Below are 23,289 nucleotides of genomic sequence, written 5' to 3' on the forward strand. Positions count from 1 at the left end.
CGTGGCGCGCCGCTGTCGTTATGGTGTTACTGCGGCTTGTAGATCGAATCGAACACGCCGCCGTCCGCGAAATGCGTCTTCTGCGCATTCGTCCAGCCGCCGAAGGTATCGTCGACCGTGTACAGCTTCAACTTCGGGAACTGCTTGGTCAGCTCCGCCGGCACGTTCTTCGAACGCGGCCGGTAGTAGTTGCGTGCCGCGATCTCCTGGCCCTGCGGGCTGTACAGGAAGTTCAGGTACGCCTCGGCCAGCTTGCGCGTGCCCTTCTTGTCGACCACCTTGTCGACCACCGCGACGGGCGGCTCGGCCAGGATGCTCACCGACGGCACGACGATCTCGAACTTGTCGGTGCCGAATTCCTTGACCGACAGGAACGCCTCGTTTTCCCATGCGATCAGCACGTCGCCGATCCCGCGCTGCACGAAGCTCGTGGTCGCGCCGCGCGCGCCGGAATCGAGCACGCCGGCATTCTTGTAGAGCTTCGTGACGAAGTCCTTCGCCGTCTGCTCGTTACCGCCCGGCTTGTGCTGCGCGTACGCCCATGCGGCCAGGTAGTTCCAGCGTGCGCCGCCCGACGTCTTCGGGTTCGGCGTGACGATCGAGATGCCCGGCTTGGTCAGGTCGTCCCAGTCCTTGATCCCCTTCGGGTTGCCCTTGCGCACCAGGAACACGATCGTCGACGTATACGGCGACGCGTTGTCGGGCAGGCGCTTCTGCCAATCCTTGTTGACGAGGCCCTTGTTCGCGAGCGCGTCGATGTCGTACGCCAGCGCCAGCGTGACGACGTCGGCCTGCAGGCCGTCGAGCACCGAGCGCGCCTGCGCGCCCGAACCGCCGTGCGACTGCTTGAAGTTGACGGTCTCGCCCGTCTTCGCCTTCCACTCCTTGCCGAACGCCTGGTTGAAGTCCTGATACAGCTCGCGCGTCGGGTCGTACGACACGTTCAGGAAGGTCGTATCGGCCTGCGCGTGCGTCGCGACGCCCAGCGCCGCCGCCGCGCCCAGCGCGAGTGTTGCGATCAGGCGGCCCACTCCGCCCACCAGCCCCGTATTGCGCTTGCCCATCCTTGGTTCTCCAGTGTTGTCGGTATTGCGATGTCGGGCCAGTCTAGCGAACGGGTTACATGATTAAAAATAATCGTTCCTCATTTTTTAATACTCAAAAGTGCTAACGCAGACGGGATGGACGGTTGCGGCAGATAAACCGGCGTCCGGACGTCGCAAAATCACGCCGGAACCGGCGTGATCGCGTCGAACCTCACGTAACACTTGAAATTCGCGAACTACTGTATAAAAATACAGCTCACTGTCTATCCATACAGTTGAGCCATGACCAAACTCACCGCCCGTCAGCAGCAAGTGTTCGACTTGATCCGTCGCGCGATCGAGCGCTCCGGATTCCCGCCCACCCGTGCCGAGATCGCGGCCGAACTGGGCTTCAGCTCGCCGAATGCGGCCGAAGAGCACCTGCGCGCGCTGGCGCGCAAGGGTGTGATCGAGCTGGCCGCCGGCGCGTCGCGCGGCATCCGCCTGCTCGGCATCGACGATGCCCCGCACCAGTTCACGCTCCCGCACGCCGGCCTGATGCAGCTGTCGCTGCCGCTCGTCGGCCGTGTGGCAGCCGGTAGCCCGATCCTCGCACAGGAGCACATCTCGCAGCATTACGCGTGCGATCCCGCGCTGTTCACCAGCAAGCCCGACTACCTGCTGAAAGTGCGCGGCCTGTCGATGCGCGACGCCGGCATCCTCGATGGCGACCTGCTCGCCGTGCAGAAGCGCACGGAAGCGAAGGACGGCCAGATCATCGTCGCGCGTCTCGGCGACGACGTCACGGTCAAGCGCCTGATGCGCCGGCCGGGCGGTCTCGAGCTGATCGCGGAGAACCCGGATTACGAAAACATCTTCGTCAAGGCCGGCAGCGCGGAATTCGCGCTGGAAGGCATCGCCGTCGGGCTGATCCGCTCGGGCGAACTCTGACATTCCGTCTCGCTGAGGAGAACATCATGGAACGCCTTGCCCGCCTGCTGCCTTTCCGTCAATTCGGTCGCCTGCGCCACCTGCGCGGCCGCACGCCCTGCGCACCGCTGTCCGCGGCGGCGCCAGTGCAAGAAGAAGTCGCAGTCGAACGGCAGGCGTCCCTGCTGCCGTCGGCGCTCCCCGCTTTTGCGCGGGTATCGCTGAACGCCGGCCTGAATCACGCGGAACCCGCGCGCCGCGCGCCGGTGCGCGTCTATCACGGTCGCTCTCGCCTGATCATGGTCGGCACGATCGATGCCGTGTGCCGGATGATCGATCGCTGCATTGCAGAGGAACGATCAGCCACGCCAGGCGGTCTCTGATTGCGGAACATCCCCGCACCGGAGGCAACGTGACCGGATCTTCGGGCCGCGCATGGCGGCTCAAACCCCTGCTGATCATCGTGCTGGCCATCGCCGCCGTTGCGGCGATCGGCTATGCCTACGCATCGCCGTACGTCGCGCTCGGCCGCCTGAAAACGGCGATCGATGCGCGCGATGCGCAGGCCATCAGTGAATATGTCGATTTTCCGTCGCTGCGCATCAGCCTGAAGCAGCAGGTCACGGAAGAGCTGATGCGCCGGATCGACGCGGTGAAGAAGAGCAATCCGTTCGCGGTGCTCGGTGCACTGATCGGGTCGGCATTGATCGGCCCGCTGGTCGATGCATACGCGACCCCGGAGGGCGTGGCCGCGCTGATGAGCGGATTGCCGCCGCGTGGCAATCCGGGGGAGCGTCCGCCTGACTTGTCGAATCTGCCACCAGGCAGCAATGCACCGGGCAATACGCCGGCTGCACCGGCCCCCAATCAGGCTTCAGCAAGCGCAGCCGCTCCGGGCAGCAACGTCGCAGCCGCATCATCGTCGCCCCCTGCTGCTGCCGCGCCGGCCAGCCCGGTCGATGCAGCGCATTCGCCGCATCAGCAGCAAACCAGCGCCGGCTACCGGAATATCGATGAATTCGTCGTGACCTACCAGCGCAGTGCCGACGGCACGCGCTATGCGGCGATATTCCACCGCTTCGGCCTGTTCTCGTGGAAGTTGTCCGCAATCGACCTGCACGCTTGACAGGGCTCGATAGGAACTTGACTGGCTCGGGGTTAGCGCCCGAGCCACTGAGGCGGCGTAACTGCCTGACCGGCTCGGTTCGCCAGCCACGCAGTCATCGAATCATTGGATCATTTGCCGTTCGCCGTGGCCGCTTCACGCTCGCGTGCGATTTCGGCCTTCTGCTCTTGCGCCGACGAACACGCAACCAGAATGCTGCAGTTCACGCGATCGAGCAGTTGCGTGTTGCCGGAGCCCATCCACCATCTCGACAGCCCGCTGCGGCACCGGTGGCCGACGACGACGAGATCGGCGTTCAGTTCCGTCGCGAGATTCGCGATTTCGTCGATCGGATAGCCGAATGCGAAATGGCCTTCGGCCTGCACGCCGCGCTCGCGCAGCCAGTTCACCCCTTCCTGCAGGATTTCACGCGCGGTTTCCTCGAACCGGCCGCACGCGACGTCGGTCAGCAAACCCGCGCTCTGTGCAATGCTCGAGCGCATGTCGACGACCGACAGCAAATGCGTCTCGGCCTTCAGGTCCATCGCGAGATTGGCGCCGCAGCGCAGTGCCTTGCGCCCTTCGAGCGTGCCGTCGTAACACAGCAGAATCTTGTTGTAGCTAGCCATGAAACCTCCCTATCGCAACAACGAGCCTACGCATTCATCATGGTGCGCCGCAATTCAGGACGCAAGGGATGGAAAACGCTGATTCGCTCCGCGCGGCGCGTGCGCGATGATGCGGTGCACGATCGGTGCGCGCATGCATCGCACCGCGCAGGCATGCCCTGAAGAGACGCAGCCGATGCACTAGAATGGCCCGTTCGTACTCCAGCGGGCCACCAGGCGCCGGCGTCGTGCGCGTCGGTCATGCCCGTGTGACAGGCCATCGTCCGATCGGTTCGCCAACCGGCCACGCATCCGGCAGCGAAACGCTGCCGCGCCCGCATACAACGACAACCTACCCATGCTCGTTGCACCGATCGATTTCCGGAACGTCGAAAAGCGCTATGGCGACAAGCTTGTCGTCAACGGCCTGTCGTTCACCGTGCAGGCCGGCGAATGCTACGGCCTGCTCGGCCCCAACGGCGCAGGCAAGACCACCACGCTGAAAATGCTGCTCGGCCTCACGCATCCCGATGCAGGCACCATTTCGCTCTGCGGCGAACCGGTTCCATCGCGTGCGCGACATGCGCGCCAGCGTGTCGGGGTCGTCCCGCAGTTCGACAATCTCGACCCCGACTTCACCGTCCGCGAGAACCTGCTCGTCTTCAGCCGCTATTTCGGCATGTCGGCGCAGGCCGCGCACGCGCTCGTGAAACCCCTGCTCGAATTCGCGAAGCTCGAGAACAAGGCCGATGCGAAGGTCGGCGAGCTGTCGGGCGGCATGAAGCGCCGGCTCACACTCGCCCGTGCGCTCGTCAACGATCCCGATGTGCTGGTGCTCGACGAGCCGACGACGGGCCTCGACCCGCAGGCGCGCCACCTCATGTGGGAACGCCTGCGCTCGCTGCTCGCTCGAGGCAAGACGATCCTGATCACCACGCACTTCATGGAAGAAGCCGAGCGCCTGTGCGACCGGCTGTGCGTGATCGAGGAAGGCCGCAAGATCGCCGAAGGTGCGCCGCACGCGCTGATCGAATCGGAGATCGGCTGCGACGTGATAGAGATCTACGGGCCCGATCCGGCCACGCTGCGCGACGAGCTGGCGGCGTTCGCGAAGCACACCGAGATCAGCGGCGAGACGCTGTTCTGCTACGTGAGCGACCCGGAACCGCTCAGTGCGCGACTCAAGGGTCGCACGGGGTTGCGCTATCTGCATCGCCCGGCCAATCTGGAAGATGTGTTCCTGCGGCTCACGGGCCGCGAAATGCAGGACTGATCGAACATGGACGTGCGCAACTATTCCGCCACCGCCCCGTCGGCACCGCCACGCGTGTCCCGCTTCGCGATCGCGATGCCCGCGAACGCAACCAACTGGATCGCCGTCTGGCGGCGCAACTATCTCGTCTGGCGCAAGCTCGCGCTCGCGTCGATGTTCGGCAATCTTGCCGATCCGATGATCTATCTGTTCGGTCTGGGGTTCGGGCTCGGCCTGATGCTCGGTCATGTCGACGGCGTGTCGTATATCGCGTTCCTCGCGGCCGGTACGGTCGGCTCGAGCGTGATGATGTCCGCGAGCTTCGAGTCGATGTATTCGGGTTTCTCGCGGATGCACGTGCAGCGCACGTGGGAAGCGATCATGCATACGCCGCTTGCGCTCGGCGACATCGTGCTCGGCGAGATCGTCTGGGGGGCCAGCAAGGCGATGCTGTCGGGGGCCGCGATCATGCTCGTCGCGGGGGCGCTCGGTTATGCGCAGTTTCCGTCGATGCTCGCGGCGCTGCCCGTGATCGCGCTCGCGGGCCTCGCGTTCGCAAGCATCGCGATGATCGTCACGGCGCTCGCACCGTCCTACGATTTCTTCATGTTTTATCAGACGCTCGTGCTGACGCCGATGCTGCTGCTGTCGGGCGTGTTCTTCCCGACCACGCAGCTGCCGCCGATCGCGCGGCATGCGGCGCAGGCACTGCCGCTCGCGAACGCCGTCGAGCTGATCCGGCCCGCGATGCTCGGCCGGCCGGCGACCGACGTCGCGCTGCATGTCGCGGTGCTCGCCGGCTACGCAATCGGCGGGTTCCTGCTGTCCGCCTGGCTGTTCCGGCGGCGCATGATGCGCTGACGGCCGGCGCACCGGGCGCCGGCTTCATGCGACGACGTCACTCGTCGTCGTCGCTCCACGGGATCTCGACGTCGGTCAGGAACGCGACGGTCGCGAGCGGGCCACCCTCCTGGCGGCCGAGCTTGCCGTCCGCGCGATGCCATTCGACGCGGAACTGCGTGCCCGGATCGTCGGCGAGCAGATAAACCGTGCGCAGTTCTTCCTTGTCGGCTTCGTCCACCGGGCCGTCGAACGACACCAGCATCTTCTGCGGCCACAGGCCGTTGACCGGATCGTAAATGCGATCGCCTTGCGGAATGTCGATGCTGGCCTCGACGCCGATCGTTGCGGAGGCCTCGATGATCATCGTGCCGAGTGCGTTCAGCACGGCAGTCGCCCGCGCGGAATTGGCCTGGCGGATCGCGAGATCGCCGCGCGTCAGCGCCTTTTCGAGTCGAGGATGAATCTTCGGTTGGGTCATGCGTTTTCCTGTTTGCTTCTTGTAAATGGCGCCGCACGCGTGAAACGGCGGCGCCGGATGAATACGACGATTGCGCCCGGCCGGCGCACCGCTTGCGCGCGTCAGAACCCGAACGCGACCGCGAGCAGGCCGCTCGCGATCCCGAACACGACGACAAGGATCGCGACGATGGCCAGCATGTAAGGCTTGAACGAACGCGCGAGCATCGCGAGCGACGGCACGCTGATCGGCGGCAGCGTCATCAGCAGCGCGGCGGCCGGGCCGACGCCCATGCCGAGCGACAGCATCGCCTGGATGATCGGCACCTCGCCCGCCGTCGGGATCACGAACAGCATGCCCGCGACCGCGAAGGCGACGATCCAGCCGAGATGATTGCCGATGTCCGGGCCGATATGCGGGAACAGCCATGCGCGCGCGGCGCCGAGCAGCAGCACGAGCACGATGTATTCGGGCACCAGCCGCACGGCCATGCGTGCGAGCAGCTTCATCCAGCGCACGAACGGATTGCCGGCCGCGGCCTGCTCGGCCGCCAGCGCGGCGAGCTGCGCATCGTCGATGCGGGCGTCTTCAGGGCGCGCGATCCGGTTCAGCAGATAGCCGATCCCGAATACCATCGCGACGCCGAGCACGAGGCGCAACGCACTCCAGTGCCAGCCGAGCACGAAGCCCATGAAAACCAGCGCCGCCGGGTTCAGCACCGTGTTGCCGAGCCAGAACGCGACCGCGCCGCCCGGCGAGGCATGGCGTGCACGCAGCCCCGCGACGACCGGCGCCGCGCAGCACGTGCACATCATGCCGGGCAACGACAGCAGGCCGCCCGCGGCGACGCTGCCGAAGCCGGTGCGGCCGAGCACGCGCGCGACCCAGTGCGCGGGCAGCAGCGCCTGCACGGCCGAACCGAGCAGCAAGCCGAGCACCATCGCCTGCCAGATCGCCTTGCCGTACGCCCAGGCGTAGTCGAGCGCGGCTTTCATCGACGGCTCGGGCGCGGCCGCCGACGTGCCCATCAGGATCGACTGTCCGATCGAATGATGCTCGGCGGCAACGAACGCCTTGTTGTAGTACGGGAACCATTTCACATAGAACAGCCCCGCGACCGCGATCAGCAGGAAGGTCATCCAGCCGAGTGCCGGACTGGGTTGGGTGCGTGTGGTCGTCATCGTGTGATCGTCGATTGGTTATTGTCGGTGGCAGGCTTCACGCCTGCCGCAAGCGCGGCCGACGCGGGCAGCCCGGCCTGCGCGAGTTGCGCCAGCAGCGTGCGCGCCTGGTCGCACGCATCGGCCGCGTTGGGCCGGAACGTGAACGTCAGCGCCCGGTTCGGCTTGTTGTACGTCGCGCGATAAGTGCGCGCATAGGCGGGATCGTAATGCTTGTCGATCAGTTCGGTGAACAGTTCGGCACGCGCGCCGGCATCGATCAACGCCTTCCAGTGCGTCACCTGTTCACGGCTGTGCAGGCCGATCAGCCGGTGCAGCTGCGCCTTGAACGCGTCCGGTTCGTCGAACAGGTGCGCGTAATCCTCGAGGAGGAACGCGATGCGCTCGTCGTGCGCCGCATCGACATGCACCCACGGCCCTGCGTGAAACGCTTCGATCAACGCGATCGGCAACTGCACGAGCCCGATCCTGCGGCTTTCCGATTCGACGAACACCGGCCATTCGGGGTCGAAACGCCCCAGTGTTTCGACGAGCCCCGAATCGAACCCCTTCTGCGCCGGCTGCGGCTTGCCCGGCAGCGCGCCGAGCAGCGAACCGCGATGGCACGCGAGCGCCTCGAGATCGAGCGTCTGCGCGCCCGCGTTTCGCAGCGCGTTCAGCAGGCGCGTCTTGCCGCAGCCCGTATGGCCGACGAGCGCGATGTAGCGAAAGCGCGTCGGCAGCGAGTCGAGCGTCGCGCACACCGACTGGCGGTACGACTTGTAGCCGCCGTCGAGCTGGCGCGCCTTCCATCCGATCAGGTTGAACCAGGTCGTCATCGAGCCCGAGCGCTTGCCGCCGCGCCAGCAGTAGATCAGCGGCCGCCAGTTGCGCGGCCGGTCGGCGAACGTCGTGTCGAGATGACGTGCGATGTTGCGTGCCACCATCGCCGCGCCGACGCGCGTCGCCTCGTACGGCGACACCTGTCGGTACATCGTGCCGACGAGCACGCGCTCCTCGTTGCTGAGCACGGGCGCGTTCAGCGCGCCGGGGATATGATCCTCGGCGAACTCGAGCGGCGTGCGCACGTCGATGATCTCGTCGAACTCGCCGGCGCGATCGAGGGTGACAATCAGGTTCTTCAATTTGGCGTCGAACAGGGGCGATGCGGCTCGATGAGCCGCATGGGCACGGAAGGCGGATTGGCGATTATCTCACGGGCCGGCGTCTCGGGCCGCGCGCGGCGGCCGGCGGCGGCGATGCGGCCTGCATCGCGTCGATCAGATGGTCGCGGAACGCGCGAACCGACGCGGGCAGGTCACGCCCCGCCATCGTCTGTACCTGGATGCTGCGCTCGCGCAACTGCGGGTTCGTCACGGGCACGACGACGAAGCCGTCCGCGGCGCAGCGGTCGCGCACCGACAGCAGCCCCGTGAACATCACCGCGCCCGTGCGTCGCGCATAACCGTACATCGCCGCCGTGTTGTTGCTCGTCAGTTCAGGCTCGAGCAGCAGCCCGTCGAGCGCGCATGCGATGTCGATCAGCTGGCGCACCGTGGTGCCGGCCTCGGGCAGCACGTGCGGGTGACGCGCGACATCGGCGAGCGACACCGCTTCACGCGTCGCGAGCGGATGGTCGTGCCGCACCAGCGCGAAGATCGGCGCGCGCTCGGTATGCTCGACGCGCACGCCCTTCTCCGGCGCGAGGCTGAAGCTCAACGCGATGTCCACGTCGCCGTCGCGCACGCGCCGCGTCGCTTCCGCCGGCGACACGACCCACACCGAGAAATCGACGCCCGGATGGCGTGCCTTGAAGCGCGCGAGCGTGCCGGGCAGGAAATCGATCGCGAACCCTTCCGAGCAGGCGATCTTCAGCAGGCTGCCGTGCAGCGCGTCGAGCCCGCCGATGTCCTTCATCACGTGCTCGGCCTCCAGCAGGCTGCGCTGCGCGAACGCCAGAAGCCGCTCGCCGGCCTCCGACAGCGCCATCCCGCGCGGCCGGCGCTCGAACAGCGGTGCGCCGAGCTCGCTCTCGAGTTTCGCGATCTGGCGGCTGATCGCCGAGACAGCCACGTGCAGCCGCGCGGACGCGTCGCTGATCGAGCCGGTGCGCGCCACCTCGACGAAATACCGCAACGCCAAGCCATGCAGGAAAGCCGCCATCGTTCTGTCTCCACCCGGCTGCCGGCCGCGCTGCTTTGCCTTTTCGGCAAAGAAAGGTTCGAAATTCGATCATTGTGACAAAAAAAACGGCTTTCTAGAATCGATCGCACTTCACGCTGCACGCACGAACCGCGGTGTGCAGCGAACCCGACAGAGGAGACACGACTTGAGCCGTACCGCCGCCATCCAGCACGCGCTGAACCAGTTCGAATCCGGTGCGTTCTTCACGACCCTGAGCCGCCGCGTCGGCTTGCGGACCGAAAGCCAGGAAAGCGGCAACGGTGCCGCGCTGCGCGCCTACCTGACCGACGAGATCGCACCCGAGGCCGCGCGCCTCGGCTTCACGTCGCGGATCGTCGACAATCCCGTCGACGGCGGCGGCCCGTTCCTGCTCGCATCGCGCCACGAAGACGATGCACTGCCGACCGTGCTGATCTACGGCCACGGCGACGTCGTGCGCGGCTACGACGCGCAGTGGCGCGCACCGCTGTCGCCGTGGACGCTGACGGCCGACGGCGACCGCTGGTACGGCCGCGGCAGCGCCGACAACAAGGGCCAGCACTCCATCAACCTGGCCGCGCTGGCGAGCGTGCTCGATGCGCGCGGCGGCCGGATGGGCTTCAACGCGAAGCTGCTGATCGAGATGGGCGAGGAAACGGGTTCGCCGGGCCTCGACGCGCTGTGCCGTCAGGAGCGCGACGCGCTCGCGGCCGACGTGCTGATCGCATCCGACGGCCCGCGCATCGCCGCCGCGCGCCCCACGGTGTTCCTCGGCTCGCGCGGCTCGGTCAATTTCAAGCTGAGCCTGCGCGCCCGTGACGGCGCGCATCACTCCGGCAACTGGGGCGGGCTGCTGCGCAATCCGGCGATCGTGCTCGCGCACGCACTCGCGAGCCTCGTCGACGCGCGCGGCGCGATTCGCGTCGCGGGGCTGCGTCCGCCGCCGATCCCGGCCGCCGTGCGCGAGGCGCTCGCCGATCTCTGCGTCGGCGGCGGCCCCGGCGATCCGGCGCTCGACGCCGGCTGGGGCGAGCCCGGCCTTACCGCGCCCGAGCGCGTGTTCGGCTGGAACACGTTCGAGATCCTCGCATTCAAGGCCGGCAACCCCGAGCACCCCGTCAATGCGATCCCGCCCGCCGCGTACGCGCACTGCCAGTTGCGCTTCGTCGTCGGCACCGACTGGCAGGCGCTGCATGCGCACCTGCGCACGCACCTCGATGCGCATGGCTTCGCCGACATCGAGATCGACGTCGAGCGCGGTGCCCCGGCGACGCGCGTGTCGCCGGACGATCCGTGGGTCCGCTGGGCGGTCGCGTCGCTGGCGCGGACCACCGGCAAGAAACCCGCGATCCTGCCGAATCTCGGCGGCACGCTGCCCAACGAAGTGTTCGCCGACACGCTCGGGCTGCCGACCCTGTGGGTACCCCATTCGTACCCTGCGTGCTCGCAGCACGCGCCCGACGAGCACCTGCTCGCGAGCGTCGTCAGCGAGGGGCTGCAGATGATGGCCGGCCTCTTCTGGGATCTCGGCGACGACGCCCCGACCGTTCGCCGCGCGGCGCCCGCCGCGGCCGGCGCCACCCTGTAACGCGCTTCGCCCCTTTCACGGGACCTGCCCACACGATGAACACGACCACCCTGACCTCGCAGGAAGCCGCCCTCCCCAGCGCCGCGAAGATCCGGCGCATCATCTTCGCGGCGTCGATCGGCAATGCACTCGAATGGTTCGACCTGATCGTCTACGGCTTCTTCGCGGTGACGATCGCCAAGCTGTTCTTCCCCGCCACGAGCGAAGCGACGTCGCTGATGCTCACGCTCGGCACGTTCGGCCTGTCCTACCTGATCCGGCCGATCGGCGGCTTCGTGCTCGGCGCGTACGCGGATCGCGCGGGCCGCAAGGCGTCGCTGCTGCTGTCGATCGCGATGATGATGGCCGGCACGCTGCTGATCGCGTCGATGCCGACCTACGCATCGATCGGCATACTCGCGCCGCTCGGGATCATGCTGTCGCGGCTGATGCAGGGTTTTTCCGCGGGCGGCGAATTCGCGAGCTCGACCGCGTTCCTCGTCGAGCACGCGCCGCAACGGCGCGGGTTCATGTCGAGCTGGCAGTTCGCGAGCCAGGGCCTCGCGACGCTGCTCGCGTCGGGCTTCGGTGCGCTGCTGACGTCCACGCTGACAACCGCGCAACTCGAAAGCTGGGGCTGGCGCGTGCCGTTCCTGTTCGGGCTCGCGATCGGCCCGGTCGGGCTGTACATCCGCCGTTACGTCGACGAAGGCGTCGAGTTCAAGACGCAGGCACGCTCGGAAGCGCCCGTGCGCGAACTGTTCGCGGATCAGAAGCTGCGGCTGCTGCTGTCGATCGGCGCGCTCGTGATCTCGACCGCGATCAACTACATGGTGCTGTACATGCCGACCTATGCGATCAAGCAGCTCGGCCTGCCCGCGTCGACGGGCTTCGCGGCGACGCTCGCGACCGGGTTCGTGCTCACGCTCGTCACGCCGGTCGTCGGCCACCTGTCCGATCGCACGGGGCGGATCCGCATGATGGCGGCCGCGGCCGTGCTGATGCTCGTCAGCGTGTGGCCGACGTTCGCCTGGCTCACGCGCCACGCGTCGTTCGCAACGATGCTCGCCGCACTGGTCTGGATCGGCGCGCTGAAGGCGATGTACTGCGGCGCGCTGCCGGCGCTGATGGCCGAGCTGTTCCCGTCGCAGACGCGCGCAACGGGGCTCGCGGTCAGCTACAACACGGGGGTCACGCTGTTCGGCGGCTTCGCGCCGTTCGTCATCACCTGGCTGATCAGCGCGACCGGCAACCGGCTGTCGCCGGCGCTCTACCTGATGGGGTGTGCGGTGCTGAGCCTCGTCGCGCTGTTCGTCGCGCGCACCCGGCTCAAGATGCGATAACGGAAGAAACGACGGCGCGGCGACGCGCCGCCGGTGCGGCCCGTAGCGGCATCGGCATCGTCGCCGCGCGGGCCGTGCGCCGTTTACGGCGCCGGGTTCGGCTGCAGCTCATGCAGCGCATCGATCTCGGCGAGGATCTCGTCGGACAGCTTCACGTCGATGCTGCCGATGTTCTCCTTCAACTGCTCGAGCGACGTTGCGCCGACCAGGTTGCTGCGCACGAATGGCCGGCTGTTGACGAACGCCAGCGCGAGCTGCGCGGGCGACAGCCCGTGACGTCGCGCGAGCGCGACATAGCGCGACGTCGCCTCGACGGCCTGCGGTTTGCTGTAACGCTGGAAGCGCTCGAACAACGTGATGCGCGCGCCGGCCGGACGCGCACCGTTCTCGTACTTGCCGGACAGCCAGCCGAACGCGAGCGGCGAATACGCGAGCAGGCCGACGCCGTCACGATGCGTAAACTCCGACAGCCCATTCTCGAACGTGCGATTCACCAGGCTGTACGGATTCTGGATGCTTGCGATACGCGGCAGCCCGAGCTTCTCGGCCGCGCGCAGGAACTGCGCGACGCCCCATGGCGTTTCGTTCGACACGCCGATCGCGCGCACCTTGCCAGCCTTCACGAATTCCGCGAGCACGCCGAGGGTTTCCTCGATCGGCACCGTGTAGGCGTCGTCGACCCACGGATAGGCGGGACGGCCGAACGTCGTCGTGCTGCGGTCGGGCCAGTGCAGCTGATAAAGATCGACGTAGTCGGTCTGCAGGCGCTTGAGGCTGCCGTCGAGCGCTTCGGTCAGGTTCTTCCGGTCGAACTGGTTGCCTTCGCCGCGAATATGGCGCGGATTGTGCGGCTGCCGCGCCGGCCCCGCGATTTTCGTCGCAAGCACGATGCGCTCGCGCTGCGCGCGGTGCTGCGCGAGCCACGTGCCGATGTACTGTTCGGTGCGCCCCTGCGTATCGGGCTTCGGCGGCACCGGATACATCTCCGCGGCATCGATCAGCGTCACGCCTTGCCCGATCGCGTAGTCGATCTGCTCGTGCGCATCGCGCTCCGAATTCTGCTCGCCCCACGTCATCGTGCCGAGGCCGATCAGGCTGACCTCGATGCCCGAATCGCCAAGTGTGCGGTATTCCATGCTGTTCCTGTCGCGTCGGTGGAAAGCAGGAACGCTATCACATTGAAGCGACCGCTTCAGACAGGCGCCGCACACGCTTACAGGCGGCCTTCGGTACGGGGGCGAGCGTTCACGCGCAGGGCCCGAACGAAGGCGTTGCGGCCCACCGTTACTGCGGCCGCTGGATGAAACAGGTCGCCGACGCATGCGCGACGATCTTGTCGTCCGGCGTCTTCAGCGTGCCCTCGGCAACGCCGAGCGAACGCGACAGGTGAATCACGCGCCCTTCCGCAACCAGCTCGACATCGCGCGGCACGGGTCGCAGCATCTTCACATGCAGATCGACCGTACCGTAGCCGACGCCCGCATCGAGCATCGAATGCACCGCACACCCCGTGACCGAATCGAGCACCGTCGCCGCGAACCCGCCGTGCACGCCGCCGAGCGGGTTCAGGTGCCGGCCGTCCGCCCGCGCCGAAAATTTCACATAACCGAGCTCGACGTCGAGCGGACGCATCGGAATCGTCTCGGAAATCGACGCGAGCGGCGCATCGCCCGATACCGCTGCGCGCAGCAGATCGAGACCAGACAGGGAAAGCGGGTTCATCGGGTTGTCTCCGGGTTGAAAGCGCGTCGCCGCGCGAGTAAGTTCCAAATTGGAACTCATTATTCACAACGACCACGGTCGTTGTCAACGAGGCCGGGCTCGTTGCAGTCGAAGGCGGGTTCTATAATCGAGCCCGCTATTTCGCTGAACCGCCGCAAGAGACTCGACGATGAAATGGGATGACATCGGCACGCTGAACTGTTCGGTCGCGCGTACGCTTGCCGTGCTCGGCGACCGCTGGACCATGCTGATCCTCCGCAACGCGTTCCTCGGCTGCCGCCGCTTCGACGCGTTCCAGACCCAGCTCGGCATCACGCGCCATGTGCTGGCGGAGCGGCTCGCGCGGCTCGTTGACGAAGGCGTGCTGGCCAAGCGCGCGTATCAGGAACGCCCGCCGCGTTTCGAATATCGTTTGACGGACAAGGGTCTCGACCTCTACCCGACCCTGCTTGCGCTGACCGCATGGGGAGACCGCTGGAAAGACGACGGCCAGGGGCCACCGGTGCAGTTGCGTCACCGTACCTGCGGCCATCTGATGCACGCGGTCACCGTATGCTCGGCGTGCGGCGAGCCGCTCGACGCCCGCGACGTGCAGCCGGAGCGTGGCCCCGGATGGGTCGCAGCCGAAGCCGCCGGAACGACTTCGGCCGAGGACTGACGCATCGCGCATACGGGAACGCATACGGGAGCGCGTGACGCACACGGATCGTTCGTTGCGTTCGCGCTGCTGTCGCCGGTTCCAGCGAGCCGGCCTGGTTGCACTCTCGCACGGCTTGCACGCCGACACCCTGCCGCGCATGCGCATTCACGCGCCGCCATCGCCCCCCATCCGCCGATCGCCCCGATCGCATGCACGGATCCCGCACAACGCAACTTTGCGTCACCGCCTCTGCCATCGCCGGTCTTCGCGATGCGTCGTCCCTTGGCATCCGCACGTGACCGGGCCGCCACGTGTGCGTTACACTCACGGCCCGCTGTCTCGAAATTATTCGCTGTCCAAGATGTTGTCGCGCAATCGCCTCGCCGCTGCCTGTCTCGCCGCCTCCCTGCTCGCCACACCGTTCACCGCTTTCGGCAAGACGCAAAGCGAATCGCTGCTCCAGCAGGCGATCGACTTCGTGTCGCGGTGGCTACCGGCCCCCACTCACGAAGCGCCCGCAACACAGGTCGTCGAATCGGCGTTTTCGCCCGATGGCGGTGCCGAAGCGCTGGTGCTGAAAGCGATCGGCGCCGCGCGCAGTTCGATCCGCGTCGCAGCCTATTCGTTCACGTCGCCGCCCGTCACGCGCGCACTGCTCGCCGCCAAGCGACGCGGCGTGAATGTCGCGGTGGTGGTCGACGACAAGGGCAATCGCGCGAAGAGCAGCAAGCAGGCGTTGAACCTGCTCGTCAACGCAGGCATCCCGACACGCACGATCGACGCCTATGCGATCCATCACGACAAGTACCTCGTGATCGACGCCGAGCACGTCGAAACGGGCTCGTTCAACTACAGCGCGTCGGCGGCCAGCCGCAATTCCGAGAACGTCGTCGTGGTGTGGAACAACCCGCAACTCGCGTCGCGCTATCTCACGCACTGGCAAAGCCGTTTCGACCAGGGCACGCCGTACCGCTCCAGCTACTGACACGCGCCGCGCTCACCCCCATGATCGAGCCGCCGTGTTGCAGATGATCGGCGAGCATCGCGCGAAGCTCAATTCGGCCGAATGGCCAACGCGTTGCCTGCTTAATGGATTTCAGCCGTCCGCCCCGTCGCGGCACCGGCCTGCGTCGTCGGCGCGCAGCGATTCGCATGCGCACCCGCGCCACGTGCCGACGATGTCGACAAGCCGCTGGCGCCGCCCGGCAGCGCGTTGCTCACACATGTGACGCCGAATACCAGCGTGTTCTGGACCATCGGATAAAGAAGATACAGCGCAAATGCGAGATAACCCGCGTACAGAATTCGAACCATGGTGCAATGGAAGGCGATGAACGATTGGACTCGCCCTGTTTACGGCACTGCGCCGGGCACCTTGAGACGTTGCGCACCGGATTGCGCATCGGGGCGAAACGCGGGCCCAAGACGCCCGCTTCTCACCGCATCTGCAACGATCCGGGCCAGGCCGAAACCGCCCGCTTCCGGATCGCCGGCATGGCGATACGCCGCGCAATGCGCGATACTGTCCGGCATACGATCCCGTGACCGGCCTCGCAGCCGGGACAAAGGACACGACCCATGCAAATTGCACCGAAACCGGCCAACGAGGCGGCCCGCCTCGATACGCTTCATTCGCTCTCGATCCTCGACACGCCGCCCGAAGAACGCTTCGATCGCCTGACCCGTCTTGCACGCAGGCTGTTCGACGTGCCGATCGCACTGGTCAGTCTCGTCGACGACGATCGCCAGTGGTTCAAGAGCCATGCGGGGCTCGACGTCACGCAAACGTCGCGCGACGTGTCGTTCTGCTCTCATGCGCTGCTCGCGGACAACACGATGGTGATCCAGGATGCGCTGAACGACGATCGCTTCCACGACAATCCACTCGTCACAGGCGCGCCCGGCATCCGCTTCTACGCCGGCCGGCCGCTCGTGGCGCCGAACGGCGCGCCCATCGGTACGCTGTGCCTGATCGACACGCGGCCGCGCTCGCTCGAAGCCGACGAGCTCGCGCTGCTCGGCGATCTCGCCCACATGACCGAACGCGAGATCGCCGCGCTGCATTTCGCGACCACCGACGAGCTCACCCAATTGACGAACCGCCGCGGCTTCGAGATCCTGGCCCGCCACGTGCTGAGCCTGTGCGATCGCCTGGGTCGTCACGCGGTGCTGCTGTTCTTCGACCTCAACGATTTCAAGGCGATCAACGACCGCTTCGGCCACGCCGAGGGCGACCGCGCGCTCAAGACATTTGCCGACACCCTGACGGGCGCACTACGCGACAGCGACGTGATCGCACGGCTTGGCGGCGACGAGTTCGTCGTGCTGCTGAGCGCCACCGATCCGGCCGACGTCGCCGAGCCGGTCGAGCGCGTGACGCAGGCGCTCGCGCTGCGCAACACGGCCGACGCGCGCGGCTATGACATCCGCTTCAGCGTCGGGTACGTCGACTACGACCCCGCGCACCATCGCGACGTGGCCGGCCTGCTCGCATCGGCCGACCAACGGATGTACGAGCACAAGCAGCGCGGCAAGACGGCCGGCGCGTGAGCGCGGGCGCATGCCGCCGCCCTGCCGGTCAATTGCGGTGGCGCGGCTGTGTCAGCTGCCGCACGGCGGCGCGCTGGCCATCGCCTCCGCGATCTGCTCGGGCGTCAGGTCGCGCTGGTGCGTCGCGAGCGACCAGCGGTGTCCGAACGGATCCTCGACTTGTCCGTAGCGGTCGCCCCAGAACATGTCTGCGGCAGGAATCGTCACCGTCGCGCCGGCCGCGACCGCCTTCGCGATCGCCGCGTCCGTATCAGGCACGTACAGGTGCAGGCAAACCGGCGTGCCCTTCAGGGCCTTCGGCCCGAGCGCGCCGTGTTCGGGCATTTCATCCACCAGCATCAGTGTCGAATCGCCAATCACGAGGCACGCGTGCGCGAGCCGGCCGTCAGGCATCGCCAGCCGAAACTGTTCGCTCGCATTGAACGCGCGCTTGTAGAAGTCGATGGCTGCGGTTGCGTCGGCGCAGATCAGGTGCGGCGTCAGCGTACGCATCCCTTCCGGGATCGGTTTGACGGACGTGGACATGGGTGTCGCTCCTTCGTTCGGTGGTCGTATCGGAATCGGGACGGACGCGCGATGCGCACGCCTCCGATGCTACGACGGACGACCCCGGCGGAAATCGACACGGCGCCCCGCATTTTTTTGTTTTCTCGAGTTTCAGGGCGCTCGGGGTCGCCGCATCGGGCGTCACCCGCCCGTTCGGCCGGCGTCGTTGTCCGGCGTGCCGAACTGCCGGCGACATGCCTCGAGCAGTCCTGCCACCGCATCGAGCGGAAGATCGGCAAACCGGGCAATCGGCAGCATCACGCCGCCCGGCACCCTGGTGCGCGACGAATGCGCCGAGAACTGGTAACCGATGTAGCGATTGCCTGCGACGCTGATGATCCGGAATTCGGTGACATCACGCCATGGCGTGACGGGTTGTTCGCGTAAGCCTCCGATCAGCCTGAAACCCGTCTCGTCGACATGCAGCGCCATCCTGCGTCGCGACGACACGAAGAAGGCGCCCCCCGCCAGCGCCAGCAATCCGGCCAGCGCCGCTACCGGCCAGAGCGCCGGGGCGGCCGCATAACCGCACAGGCTTGCCGCGGCCAGCACCATGCATACGATCGCCCTTCTTTTCAGGCTCCGGCCGTCAACCGCCAGCGTCACCGGCAACTGGCCGGCGATCGTTCCCGCGACCGGATCGACGTGCCAGCCGGAATCGGTGGATTCAAGTGCGTCTTTCATTGTGCGATCGCTCATCTCGACGGCCGCCGGGTGATCGAAGTCGGACACCCAGACGATGCGCTGAAGAGGTCGGCGTGCCGACGGGAAATGATCGCGATCGAAAAAGGTACGCATCGACGCACGCCAGCACGCACTCGTCCATGCGGAACGGGCAGTGCCCGGCCGGCACCGGCCATATTCAGTTGCACACCTTGACGGTGCCGTTGGTCGTGCATTGACCGGTGGCCCAATGACTCTGCCCTGCCAGATGAGGCGCCAGGCCGATGCCACGGATCGGCGCGGCGGGCGACGACGCCGGAACGGCTGCGGCTGCCGACGCGGTGTCGGGCGACGGCAGCGGAGGCGGCTCGGACGCCGTCTGGCAAGCCGACAGCGCCAGACAAAGCGCGGACGCCCACGGAGCGATGAGGGATCTGGACATGATCTCGTACGCGTTTGCGAAGTTCGCTTCCGGTAACGGCTCGCTGAAGATCGCGTGACCGTCAAACCGTTCGGCACGACCGGCCATGCGGCATGACGATCGTCCAATACTACTCCTCGTGATCCACGTCGTGCGAGCGACCGTTCGGCCAGGTGCCGCCATTCATGCGACGACACGTGCTAGCGACGGCGCATGCCCCTTCGGTCAGATTTGCGGCAGATCGCGCAACGTGCGCGATTCGTTCGTTGCATCGATGTCGAGCTCGATGCCTTCCGATGCATCGCGATACAGCACGCGTTTGAGCCGGGGCCCGATCGCGGTGGCGTCCGATGCCGAAAAGATTGCGCGGACATCGTTGCCGGACGCGAGCGCGCGCGCCACGTCCGCCACCGGCGCCTCGCTAGGCGTCGCCGCCCACGACCGGTCGGACGGATTCACGGCCGCCCAGCGCACGTGCGTCACGCGCGCGCTGAGCGGATCGATTCGCACACCATTCACCGCAAACATCGACATCGGCATCTCCTTCGAATATTTTTGCGGCCCGCCGTACCGAGGCACGGTCACGGACGGCCCCAGATCTCGCAGACGTTTCCCGCCGGGTCCGCCACGGAAATCGCAACCGTGCCGTCGCCGTAGTCCCACTCGTTCAGGATGCCGACGCGGCACGACTCGAGCCGTGCGACGGCTTCCGACACGTGCGCGACTTCGACGGCCAGCGCAATGCCATGGCCGGTCGGTCGAAACTCCGGATACGGAAACCTGCCGCCGCTGCCGGTGTGAACGGTCAGCGTTGCTCCGCCGATCACAAAGCGGTGCCACGGATTCCCCGCAGCCGACACGCCTTCGGAGTGAACCGGCAGCGCAAGCGCCAGACGGTAGAAATCCACCACCGCCCGAAAGCGATCGTCTTCGACCGGCACCAGGATGCCCAGACTCGCGATCATGTGCGCCCCTCCGGTCAACGCGATTTTCGATGATACATTGGGATGCTTTACAACCGTCAACAGACAATCGTGCACGGGAGAAACACATGACCGACGCCTGGGGAACCTTCCCTGCCAGAATGGGCGACCATCAGGCTTTCATCAGCTTCAACCACGACTTTGCGGAAATCGCGGAAGGCGATCCGCGCACGTCGCTGCTCAGCGTGCGCGTCCCCTTTGCGCATCCGACGCCGGAAGGCCTGCCGACCGGCGACGAATTCGCCGGTCTCGCGAAGATCGAGGACCTGCTGGACGCCGCGATCACGGCGAAAGGTGGTGTGCAGGTCGGCCGCATCACCGTCGACGGGCATCGGGATTTCCTTTTCTACGTATCGCTCGACGAAGAGGCTGCGGCGGAGATCATCGACGCGCTGGCCGATCAGACGACCTACGCGTTGCAGTACGCGCACCAGGACGATCCGGACAAGGAAGCGTACTGGCAGACGCTCTACCCGACCGACGACGACCGGCAGATCATGCGCGACATGCGCGTGCTGGACGAATTGCGGAAGAAAGGCGACGCCGGCGATGTCAGCCGGCGCGTGATGCACTGGGCGTACTTCCCCGACCAGAGCGACGCACATCAGTTCGCGGACTGGGCCGAAGCGAAAGGCTATCCGGTCGAGTCGGTCGCCCCTACCGAGGACGGCAAGTCGGCCGTACGGTTCTCGCACGAGGGCACCATGGCACTGGCCGACATCACACGCCATACGGTCGCGATCAATCGCGAGGTACATTCGTTCGGAGGGGAATACGACGGATGGGAAACCAGCGTCGAACAGGCTGGCCGAGCGGGTTGACCTACCCGCCGCAAGTGACGTGATGCACCGCATCCGGCGCAAAAAACATCCCGGCGGCATTGATGCGCGCCGCCGGGACCAAGGCATCACCGGCCGAAACCGGCGATGGGCCTGAGGGTTCGCTCAGGCACGAGGAAAGCGATGCGTGCGGACCAGGCGATCGGATGCAGGGCACGCAACCGGTGCGATTGCGCTGCCCGCCGAACGCCTGTCCGGTTCCGCCGACGCGGCCTTGCGGCGTCGGACGGGCAAAAAGCCCCCGCTCCTGCGCGAGCGAGCGGGGAAATGGTTGACCGGGCCGGGGAAGAACGGTCAACCGGCCAGATTGTGAGCGCCGGCCGCGCAACGATCTGTGCGGCAACTCACCATTTGGTGACGATGCCGCGGCAACCGGCACGCTCGCGTGCCGCGCGGATCGCGTCACGGCCCGAGCGCGACGCCCGCGACCGGCGCGAGCAACACCACGATGACAGGCGACAACACCACCGCCCCGATCATCATCACGCCGTCGGCCGCGAGCGTGACGGGGGTCGCGAGCACGCGCACGGCCCTGCCCGCCGTGGTGATGCGGTCGGTGACGTCGATCTTGTACGAATGCGCAAACGACGACCACGTCTTGCCCTGTGCAAAGCCATCGGCCAGATAACGCGAACCGGCCAGTTCACCCTTCATCTCCAGATCGCTGCTCCCGCGCTTCGTGAAGCCGTCCTCCAGCGCGCGGTCCCAGCCCTCGTCGGTCATATCGGCGCGACGGAGCTGGAGCCGGAACTTGCCCGAGATCTTGCTGCCCTGCGCGACGAATCCATAGAGCGACGCGTTGATCGACTTGCGGTAGGGCGATGCCAGCACGGCACCGAGATGCTCGGGCATATCGAAGATGTAGTGATATTTCTCGCCGAGCACGACGAATTTCTTGCCGTCCTCGCTGACGAGGAATCGGTCGACCGTCTCTTCGTATCGGCCATCTTCGAACAGCATTGCCGTGCAGCCTGTCAGGCCGGCGGCGACAACGATCACGCCCGCCGTCAGCAGCGCCCTTCTTTTCATGTCTGGAATTTGATCTTGTTTTAATGCAAGCGGATATTTTCAGGCCCGGGGCAAGTCTCCGGCAAGTCGCGGTGGCTGTCAAAGCAGGTTTATTCTATTTTTCCGATCGACACGATTCCGGCTTCATTTTTTCTGCGTCTCTTTTTTGAAACCATGTTTCTCGAACACAAGAGCCCGCGCGTCATGACACCGGGTTTCGTCCTCATACCGGTCAGTTGAAAAACCATTCGGCAACCATCTCGATCCAGTCGAGATCGCCTGCGATGTCGATGACGGTTTCGCCGACCATTTCGGCAGTCGATGTGGTCGATGAAGTTGAAGCGTTCGACGCAGTCGACGCGCCCGCCGCCACCGCGCCGGCAGCGACCCCATTCACCTTCGTCATCTGGGCGGAAACACCCGATCCCGAGGCGGCCAGCCGTTCCAGCCAGTCGACGATATTGGCACGCGCATCCTCTTCATCCGCGAAATCACTCCGCTCGAGATAACGGTCGAATACGATCCACGCAAGCGTCTTGCTTCGCGAACCGGATTCGAGATGCCAATCGACAACGCCCGTCCGACCGGACTCCCTGATTTCGAGCGTCGCGGTGAAACAGTAATCGAGATATTCGATCTCAAGTTTCGACGACATGGTTTTCTCCGGTCAATCCGCCCTCTCTGTTCTTGTGATCATCCGCGCTTGCCGGGTTTCGCGACACAGTGTGAATTCTGCATGAAATTCGCGCGACGGCTCATTCCCGCTGGCGGGATCACGATATTCTCATAACCTGTCGATAACGATCGCCGACACATGACTGTACTCGATTTTCCCACCATTCCCCTCGGCGCTTTCGCTCGTGGTTCGGTTCTGCTGCCAGTCACCGCGCTTTCCTGTTCCGGGTATTGCCCTGCTTCGCCATCGCGATCGCACTGCTAAACTCCGGCCAAGACGACCGCTTGCAATACCAGAGGAAAAAATGGCACTCGCCCGCGCACAACAGAATGGCGTAGAGGTCTGGATTGTCCAGATTCCCGGGCACACTCCCTATGCCTATACGCACCTCAAGCGGGTATTCTCGTGCGACGATACGCGACACCGGGTCGTGACGATCGACCTGACGAAACTGCTGGCATGTGCCGACCGGGACACGACGGACTACGTGTTGCCGTCTGTTCTTTACTGGCCACCGGGAAAAGCCGCGGGCATTCGCGAATTCCTCGATCCTGAACAGGACAGGATTCCGGACATGCCGTACATCACGTTTCGCGAGACGAGAACACGAACGCTGCTCGGCATCCCCGGGCTGTCGAAGGTCGGCGTCGCGTCGTTCCGGAACGGCCAGCATCGCGCGCGCTATCTTGCCTATGCAGGTGCAACGACCCTGCCCGTCGAAGTGCACGAGACGGAAGCCGATTTGCTCGTGCAGTACTGCGGCGAGTCACCGTGAAGTACGTTCGGCT

At 65.9% G+C, this 23,289-nt stretch carries 29 protein-coding genes and 1 pseudogene; 13 read left to right on the forward strand and 17 right to left on the reverse strand.

All coding sequences use genetic code 11. The features are described from left to right. Positions 1–26: 26 nt before the first annotated feature. Together FOZ70_RS08405 and FOZ70_RS38510 are read right to left on the reverse strand one after the other, a co-directional pair. A complete protein-coding gene (locus FOZ70_RS08405) occupies positions 27–1,064 on the reverse strand; it encodes a sulfate ABC transporter substrate-binding protein (RefSeq protein ID WP_021157012.1) in 1,038 nt (345 codons plus the stop codon). A gap of 183 nt (positions 1,065–1,247) precedes the next feature. Further along, positions 1,248–1,358, reverse strand: a pseudogene (locus FOZ70_RS38510) (sodium:proton symporter); the annotation flags it as partial. Here FOZ70_RS38510 and lexA point away from each other — a divergent pair. The 3 genes from lexA to FOZ70_RS08420 are packed head-to-tail and all read left to right on the forward strand — an operon-like array spanning position 1,329 to position 3,081. Continuing rightward, on the forward strand, positions 1,329–1,976 hold the full coding sequence (gene lexA, locus FOZ70_RS08410; protein WP_006754655.1) for a transcriptional repressor LexA: 648 nt from the start codon (positions 1,329–1,331) through the stop codon (positions 1,974–1,976). The pseudogene FOZ70_RS38510 and the gene lexA sit on opposite strands and share 30 nt — an antisense overlap. 26 nt (positions 1,977–2,002) lie before the next feature. After that, positions 2,003–2,338, forward strand: a complete 336-nt coding sequence (locus FOZ70_RS08415; protein ID WP_006476078.1) for a hypothetical protein — start codon at positions 2,003–2,005, stop codon at positions 2,336–2,338. A gap of 29 nt (positions 2,339–2,367) precedes the next feature. Continuing rightward, positions 2,368–3,081: a DUF2939 domain-containing protein gene (locus FOZ70_RS08420; RefSeq protein WP_219705609.1), complete on the forward strand. Its 714-nt coding sequence runs from the start codon at positions 2,368–2,370 to the stop codon at positions 3,079–3,081. A gap of 110 nt (positions 3,082–3,191) precedes the next feature. Here FOZ70_RS08420 and FOZ70_RS08425 read toward each other — a convergent pair whose 3' ends face one another. Next, complete coding sequence (locus FOZ70_RS08425) at positions 3,192–3,689, reverse strand: universal stress protein (RefSeq protein WP_021157010.1); 498 nt, start codon at positions 3,687–3,689, stop codon at positions 3,192–3,194. Between the two features lie 337 nt (positions 3,690–4,026). On the opposite strand from FOZ70_RS08425, the gene nodI reads away from it, so the two are divergent. Continuing rightward, positions 4,027–4,941, forward strand: a complete 915-nt coding sequence (nodI, locus tag FOZ70_RS08430) for a nodulation factor ABC transporter ATP-binding protein NodI (RefSeq protein WP_021157008.1) — start codon at positions 4,027–4,029, stop codon at positions 4,939–4,941. 6 nt (positions 4,942–4,947) lie between these two features. Then, positions 4,948–5,781 carry an ABC transporter permease gene (locus FOZ70_RS08435; RefSeq protein ID WP_059484540.1) on the forward strand — a complete coding sequence of 278 codons (834 nt, stop codon included), beginning with the start codon at positions 4,948–4,950 and terminating at the stop codon, positions 5,779–5,781. Positions 5,782–5,818: 37 nt separating this feature from the next. On the opposite strand, the gene FOZ70_RS08440 is transcribed toward FOZ70_RS08435, so the two are convergent. The 4 genes from FOZ70_RS08440 to FOZ70_RS08455 all read right to left on the reverse strand — a co-directional run bounded on the left by FOZ70_RS08440 (position 5,819) and on the right by FOZ70_RS08455 (position 9,543). Further along, entirely contained in the window at positions 5,819–6,241 is a 423-nt protein-coding gene (locus tag FOZ70_RS08440; protein ID WP_021157006.1) for a hypothetical protein, read from the reverse strand. A 101-nt stretch (positions 6,242–6,342) separates the two neighbouring features. Next, positions 6,343–7,401 (reverse strand): permease, encoded by a 1,059-nt coding sequence (locus FOZ70_RS08445; protein ID WP_175926204.1) that lies wholly within the window; start codon positions 7,399–7,401, stop codon positions 6,343–6,345. Beyond that, entirely contained in the window at positions 7,398–8,525 is a 1,128-nt protein-coding gene (gene mnmH / locus FOZ70_RS08450) for a tRNA 2-selenouridine(34) synthase MnmH (protein ID WP_219705552.1), read from the reverse strand. Before mnmH ends, FOZ70_RS08445 begins: the two co-directional genes overlap by 4 nt. Positions 8,526–8,589: 64 nt before the next feature. Next, complete coding sequence (locus FOZ70_RS08455; RefSeq protein WP_059623481.1) at positions 8,590–9,543, reverse strand: LysR family transcriptional regulator; 954 nt, start codon at positions 9,541–9,543, stop codon at positions 8,590–8,592. Positions 9,544–9,709: 166 nt separating this feature from the next. On the opposite strand from FOZ70_RS08455, the gene FOZ70_RS08460 reads away from it, so the two are divergent. Both FOZ70_RS08460 and FOZ70_RS08465 read left to right on the forward strand, forming a co-directional pair. Next, the gene (locus FOZ70_RS08460; protein WP_059588182.1) at positions 9,710–11,131 is read left to right on the forward strand and encodes a M20 family metallopeptidase; all 1,422 of its coding nucleotides are present in this window, start codon (positions 9,710–9,712) and stop codon (positions 11,129–11,131) included. A gap of 35 nt (positions 11,132–11,166) precedes the next feature. Then, a complete protein-coding gene (locus FOZ70_RS08465) occupies positions 11,167–12,453 on the forward strand; it encodes an MFS transporter (protein WP_021157001.1) in 1,287 nt (428 codons plus the stop codon). A gap of 83 nt (positions 12,454–12,536) precedes the next feature. On the opposite strand, the gene FOZ70_RS08470 is transcribed toward FOZ70_RS08465, so the two are convergent. Both FOZ70_RS08470 and FOZ70_RS08475 read right to left on the reverse strand, forming a co-directional pair. Further along, positions 12,537–13,589, reverse strand: coding sequence for an NADP(H)-dependent aldo-keto reductase (locus FOZ70_RS08470; protein WP_021157000.1), 1,053 nt, complete (start codon positions 13,587–13,589; stop codon positions 12,537–12,539). A gap of 148 nt (positions 13,590–13,737) precedes the next feature. Beyond that, a complete protein-coding gene (locus FOZ70_RS08475; RefSeq protein WP_021156998.1) occupies positions 13,738–14,175 on the reverse strand; it encodes a PaaI family thioesterase in 438 nt (145 codons plus the stop codon). Positions 14,176–14,344: 169 nt separating this feature from the next. On the opposite strand from FOZ70_RS08475, the gene FOZ70_RS08480 reads away from it, so the two are divergent. Both FOZ70_RS08480 and FOZ70_RS08485 read left to right on the forward strand, forming a co-directional pair. Continuing rightward, positions 14,345–14,833, forward strand: coding sequence for a helix-turn-helix domain-containing protein (locus FOZ70_RS08480; protein WP_059484535.1), 489 nt, complete (start codon positions 14,345–14,347; stop codon positions 14,831–14,833). Positions 14,834–15,176: 343 nt separating this feature from the next. Then, the gene (locus FOZ70_RS08485; protein ID WP_027787490.1) at positions 15,177–15,800 is read left to right on the forward strand and encodes a phospholipase D family protein; all 624 of its coding nucleotides are present in this window, start codon (positions 15,177–15,179) and stop codon (positions 15,798–15,800) included. A 101-nt stretch (positions 15,801–15,901) separates the two neighbouring features. On the opposite strand, the gene FOZ70_RS08490 is transcribed toward FOZ70_RS08485, so the two are convergent. Further along, positions 15,902–16,129: a hypothetical protein gene (locus tag FOZ70_RS08490; protein ID WP_219705555.1), complete on the reverse strand. Its 228-nt coding sequence runs from the start codon at positions 16,127–16,129 to the stop codon at positions 15,902–15,904. Positions 16,130–16,135: 6 nt separating this feature from the next. Between FOZ70_RS08490 and FOZ70_RS08495 the strand changes: the two genes are divergently transcribed. Then, positions 16,136–16,360: a hypothetical protein gene (locus FOZ70_RS08495; protein WP_219705558.1), complete on the forward strand. Its 225-nt coding sequence runs from the start codon at positions 16,136–16,138 to the stop codon at positions 16,358–16,360. A 33-nt stretch (positions 16,361–16,393) separates the two neighbouring features. Then, on the forward strand, positions 16,394–17,365 hold the full coding sequence (locus tag FOZ70_RS08500; RefSeq protein WP_059710182.1) for a sensor domain-containing diguanylate cyclase: 972 nt from the start codon (positions 16,394–16,396) through the stop codon (positions 17,363–17,365). 51 nt (positions 17,366–17,416) lie between these two features. On the opposite strand, the gene FOZ70_RS08505 is transcribed toward FOZ70_RS08500, so the two are convergent. The 5 genes from FOZ70_RS08505 to FOZ70_RS08525 form a co-directional block, all read right to left on the reverse strand. Continuing rightward, the gene (locus FOZ70_RS08505; RefSeq protein ID WP_021156992.1) at positions 17,417–17,890 is read right to left on the reverse strand and encodes a VOC family protein; all 474 of its coding nucleotides are present in this window, start codon (positions 17,888–17,890) and stop codon (positions 17,417–17,419) included. Positions 17,891–18,052: 162 nt separating this feature from the next. Next, positions 18,053–18,595 carry an aspartyl-tRNA synthetase gene (locus FOZ70_RS08510; protein WP_219705611.1) on the reverse strand — a complete coding sequence of 181 codons (543 nt, stop codon included), beginning with the start codon at positions 18,593–18,595 and terminating at the stop codon, positions 18,053–18,055. A 178-nt stretch (positions 18,596–18,773) separates the two neighbouring features. Further along, positions 18,774–19,016, reverse strand: coding sequence for a hypothetical protein (locus FOZ70_RS38515; RefSeq protein ID WP_081052453.1), 243 nt, complete (start codon positions 19,014–19,016; stop codon positions 18,774–18,776). 204 nt (positions 19,017–19,220) lie between these two features. Further along, a complete protein-coding gene (locus FOZ70_RS08520; protein WP_048020799.1) occupies positions 19,221–19,529 on the reverse strand; it encodes a phosphatidylserine/phosphatidylglycerophosphate/cardiolipin synthase in 309 nt (102 codons plus the stop codon). A 47-nt stretch (positions 19,530–19,576) separates the two neighbouring features. Further along, positions 19,577–20,020 carry a VOC family protein gene (locus FOZ70_RS08525; protein ID WP_155637675.1) on the reverse strand — a complete coding sequence of 148 codons (444 nt, stop codon included), beginning with the start codon at positions 20,018–20,020 and terminating at the stop codon, positions 19,577–19,579. A 26-nt stretch (positions 20,021–20,046) separates the two neighbouring features. On the opposite strand from FOZ70_RS08525, the gene FOZ70_RS08530 reads away from it, so the two are divergent. Next, positions 20,047–20,799, forward strand: a complete 753-nt coding sequence (locus tag FOZ70_RS08530; protein WP_059588170.1) for a DUF695 domain-containing protein — start codon at positions 20,047–20,049, stop codon at positions 20,797–20,799. A 420-nt stretch (positions 20,800–21,219) separates the two neighbouring features. Here FOZ70_RS08530 and FOZ70_RS08535 read toward each other — a convergent pair whose 3' ends face one another. Beyond that, positions 21,220–21,846, reverse strand: coding sequence for a hypothetical protein (locus FOZ70_RS08535; protein WP_059588168.1), 627 nt, complete (start codon positions 21,844–21,846; stop codon positions 21,220–21,222). A gap of 211 nt (positions 21,847–22,057) precedes the next feature. Beyond that, on the reverse strand, positions 22,058–22,480 hold the full coding sequence (locus FOZ70_RS08540) for a hypothetical protein (protein WP_219705560.1): 423 nt from the start codon (positions 22,478–22,480) through the stop codon (positions 22,058–22,060). Positions 22,481–22,805: 325 nt separating this feature from the next. Here FOZ70_RS08540 and FOZ70_RS08545 point away from each other — a divergent pair, with 325 nt between their 5' ends. Further along, complete coding sequence (locus tag FOZ70_RS08545) at positions 22,806–23,276, forward strand: hypothetical protein (RefSeq protein WP_059484527.1); 471 nt, start codon at positions 22,806–22,808, stop codon at positions 23,274–23,276. Positions 23,277–23,289: the final 13 nt, after the last annotated feature.

The organism is Burkholderia sp. COPS, assembly GCF_019425585.1.
Lineage (GTDB): Bacteria > Pseudomonadota > Gammaproteobacteria > Burkholderiales > Burkholderiaceae > Burkholderia > Burkholderia cepacia.

Excerpts from the sequence above, each read along its gene's own strand:
- FOZ70_RS08485 (WP_027787490.1), top strand. The coding sequence starts at position 15,177 with ATGTTGTCGCGCAATCGCCTCGCCGCTGCCTGTCTCGCCGCCTCCCTG.
- FOZ70_RS08535 (WP_059588168.1), bottom strand. The coding sequence starts at position 21,846 with ATGAAAAGAAGGGCGCTGCTGACGGCGGGCGTGATCGTTGTCGCCGCC.
- FOZ70_RS08540 (WP_219705560.1), bottom strand. The coding sequence starts at position 22,480 with ATGTCGTCGAAACTTGAGATCGAATATCTCGATTACTGTTTCACCGCG.
- FOZ70_RS08465 (WP_021157001.1), top strand. The coding sequence starts at position 11,167 with ATGAACACGACCACCCTGACCTCGCAGGAAGCCGCCCTCCCCAGCGCC.
- FOZ70_RS08425 (WP_021157010.1), bottom strand. The coding sequence starts at position 3,689 with ATGGCTAGCTACAACAAGATTCTGCTGTGTTACGACGGCACGCTCGAA.
- nodI (WP_021157008.1), top strand. The coding sequence starts at position 4,027 with ATGCTCGTTGCACCGATCGATTTCCGGAACGTCGAAAAGCGCTATGGC.
- FOZ70_RS08455 (WP_059623481.1), bottom strand. The coding sequence starts at position 9,543 with ATGGCGGCTTTCCTGCATGGCTTGGCGTTGCGGTATTTCGTCGAGGTG.
- FOZ70_RS08445 (WP_175926204.1), bottom strand. The coding sequence starts at position 7,401 with ATGACGACCACACGCACCCAACCCAGTCCGGCACTCGGCTGGATGACC.
- FOZ70_RS38515 (WP_081052453.1), bottom strand. The coding sequence starts at position 19,016 with ATGTCCAGATCCCTCATCGCTCCGTGGGCGTCCGCGCTTTGTCTGGCG.
- FOZ70_RS08440 (WP_021157006.1), bottom strand. The coding sequence starts at position 6,241 with ATGACCCAACCGAAGATTCATCCTCGACTCGAAAAGGCGCTGACGCGC.
- FOZ70_RS08470 (WP_021157000.1), bottom strand. The coding sequence starts at position 13,589 with ATGGAATACCGCACACTTGGCGATTCGGGCATCGAGGTCAGCCTGATC.
- FOZ70_RS08475 (WP_021156998.1), bottom strand. The coding sequence starts at position 14,175 with ATGAACCCGCTTTCCCTGTCTGGTCTCGATCTGCTGCGCGCAGCGGTA.
- FOZ70_RS08490 (WP_219705555.1), bottom strand. The coding sequence starts at position 16,129 with ATGGTTCGAATTCTGTACGCGGGTTATCTCGCATTTGCGCTGTATCTT.
- FOZ70_RS08435 (WP_059484540.1), top strand. The coding sequence starts at position 4,948 with ATGGACGTGCGCAACTATTCCGCCACCGCCCCGTCGGCACCGCCACGC.
- FOZ70_RS08520 (WP_048020799.1), bottom strand. The coding sequence starts at position 19,529 with ATGTCGATGTTTGCGGTGAATGGTGTGCGAATCGATCCGCTCAGCGCG.
- FOZ70_RS08480 (WP_059484535.1), top strand. The coding sequence starts at position 14,345 with ATGAAATGGGATGACATCGGCACGCTGAACTGTTCGGTCGCGCGTACG.
- FOZ70_RS08505 (WP_021156992.1), bottom strand. The coding sequence starts at position 17,890 with ATGTCCACGTCCGTCAAACCGATCCCGGAAGGGATGCGTACGCTGACG.
- FOZ70_RS08510 (WP_219705611.1), bottom strand. The coding sequence starts at position 18,595 with ATGAAAGACGCACTTGAATCCACCGATTCCGGCTGGCACGTCGATCCG.
- lexA (WP_006754655.1), top strand. The coding sequence starts at position 1,329 with ATGACCAAACTCACCGCCCGTCAGCAGCAAGTGTTCGACTTGATCCGT.
- FOZ70_RS08500 (WP_059710182.1), top strand. The coding sequence starts at position 16,394 with ATGCAAATTGCACCGAAACCGGCCAACGAGGCGGCCCGCCTCGATACG.
- FOZ70_RS08495 (WP_219705558.1), top strand. The coding sequence starts at position 16,136 with ATGGAAGGCGATGAACGATTGGACTCGCCCTGTTTACGGCACTGCGCC.
- FOZ70_RS08405 (WP_021157012.1), bottom strand. The coding sequence starts at position 1,064 with ATGGGCAAGCGCAATACGGGGCTGGTGGGCGGAGTGGGCCGCCTGATC.
- FOZ70_RS08530 (WP_059588170.1), top strand. The coding sequence starts at position 20,047 with ATGACCGACGCCTGGGGAACCTTCCCTGCCAGAATGGGCGACCATCAG.
- FOZ70_RS08545 (WP_059484527.1), top strand. The coding sequence starts at position 22,806 with ATGGCACTCGCCCGCGCACAACAGAATGGCGTAGAGGTCTGGATTGTC.
- FOZ70_RS08415 (WP_006476078.1), top strand. The coding sequence starts at position 2,003 with ATGGAACGCCTTGCCCGCCTGCTGCCTTTCCGTCAATTCGGTCGCCTG.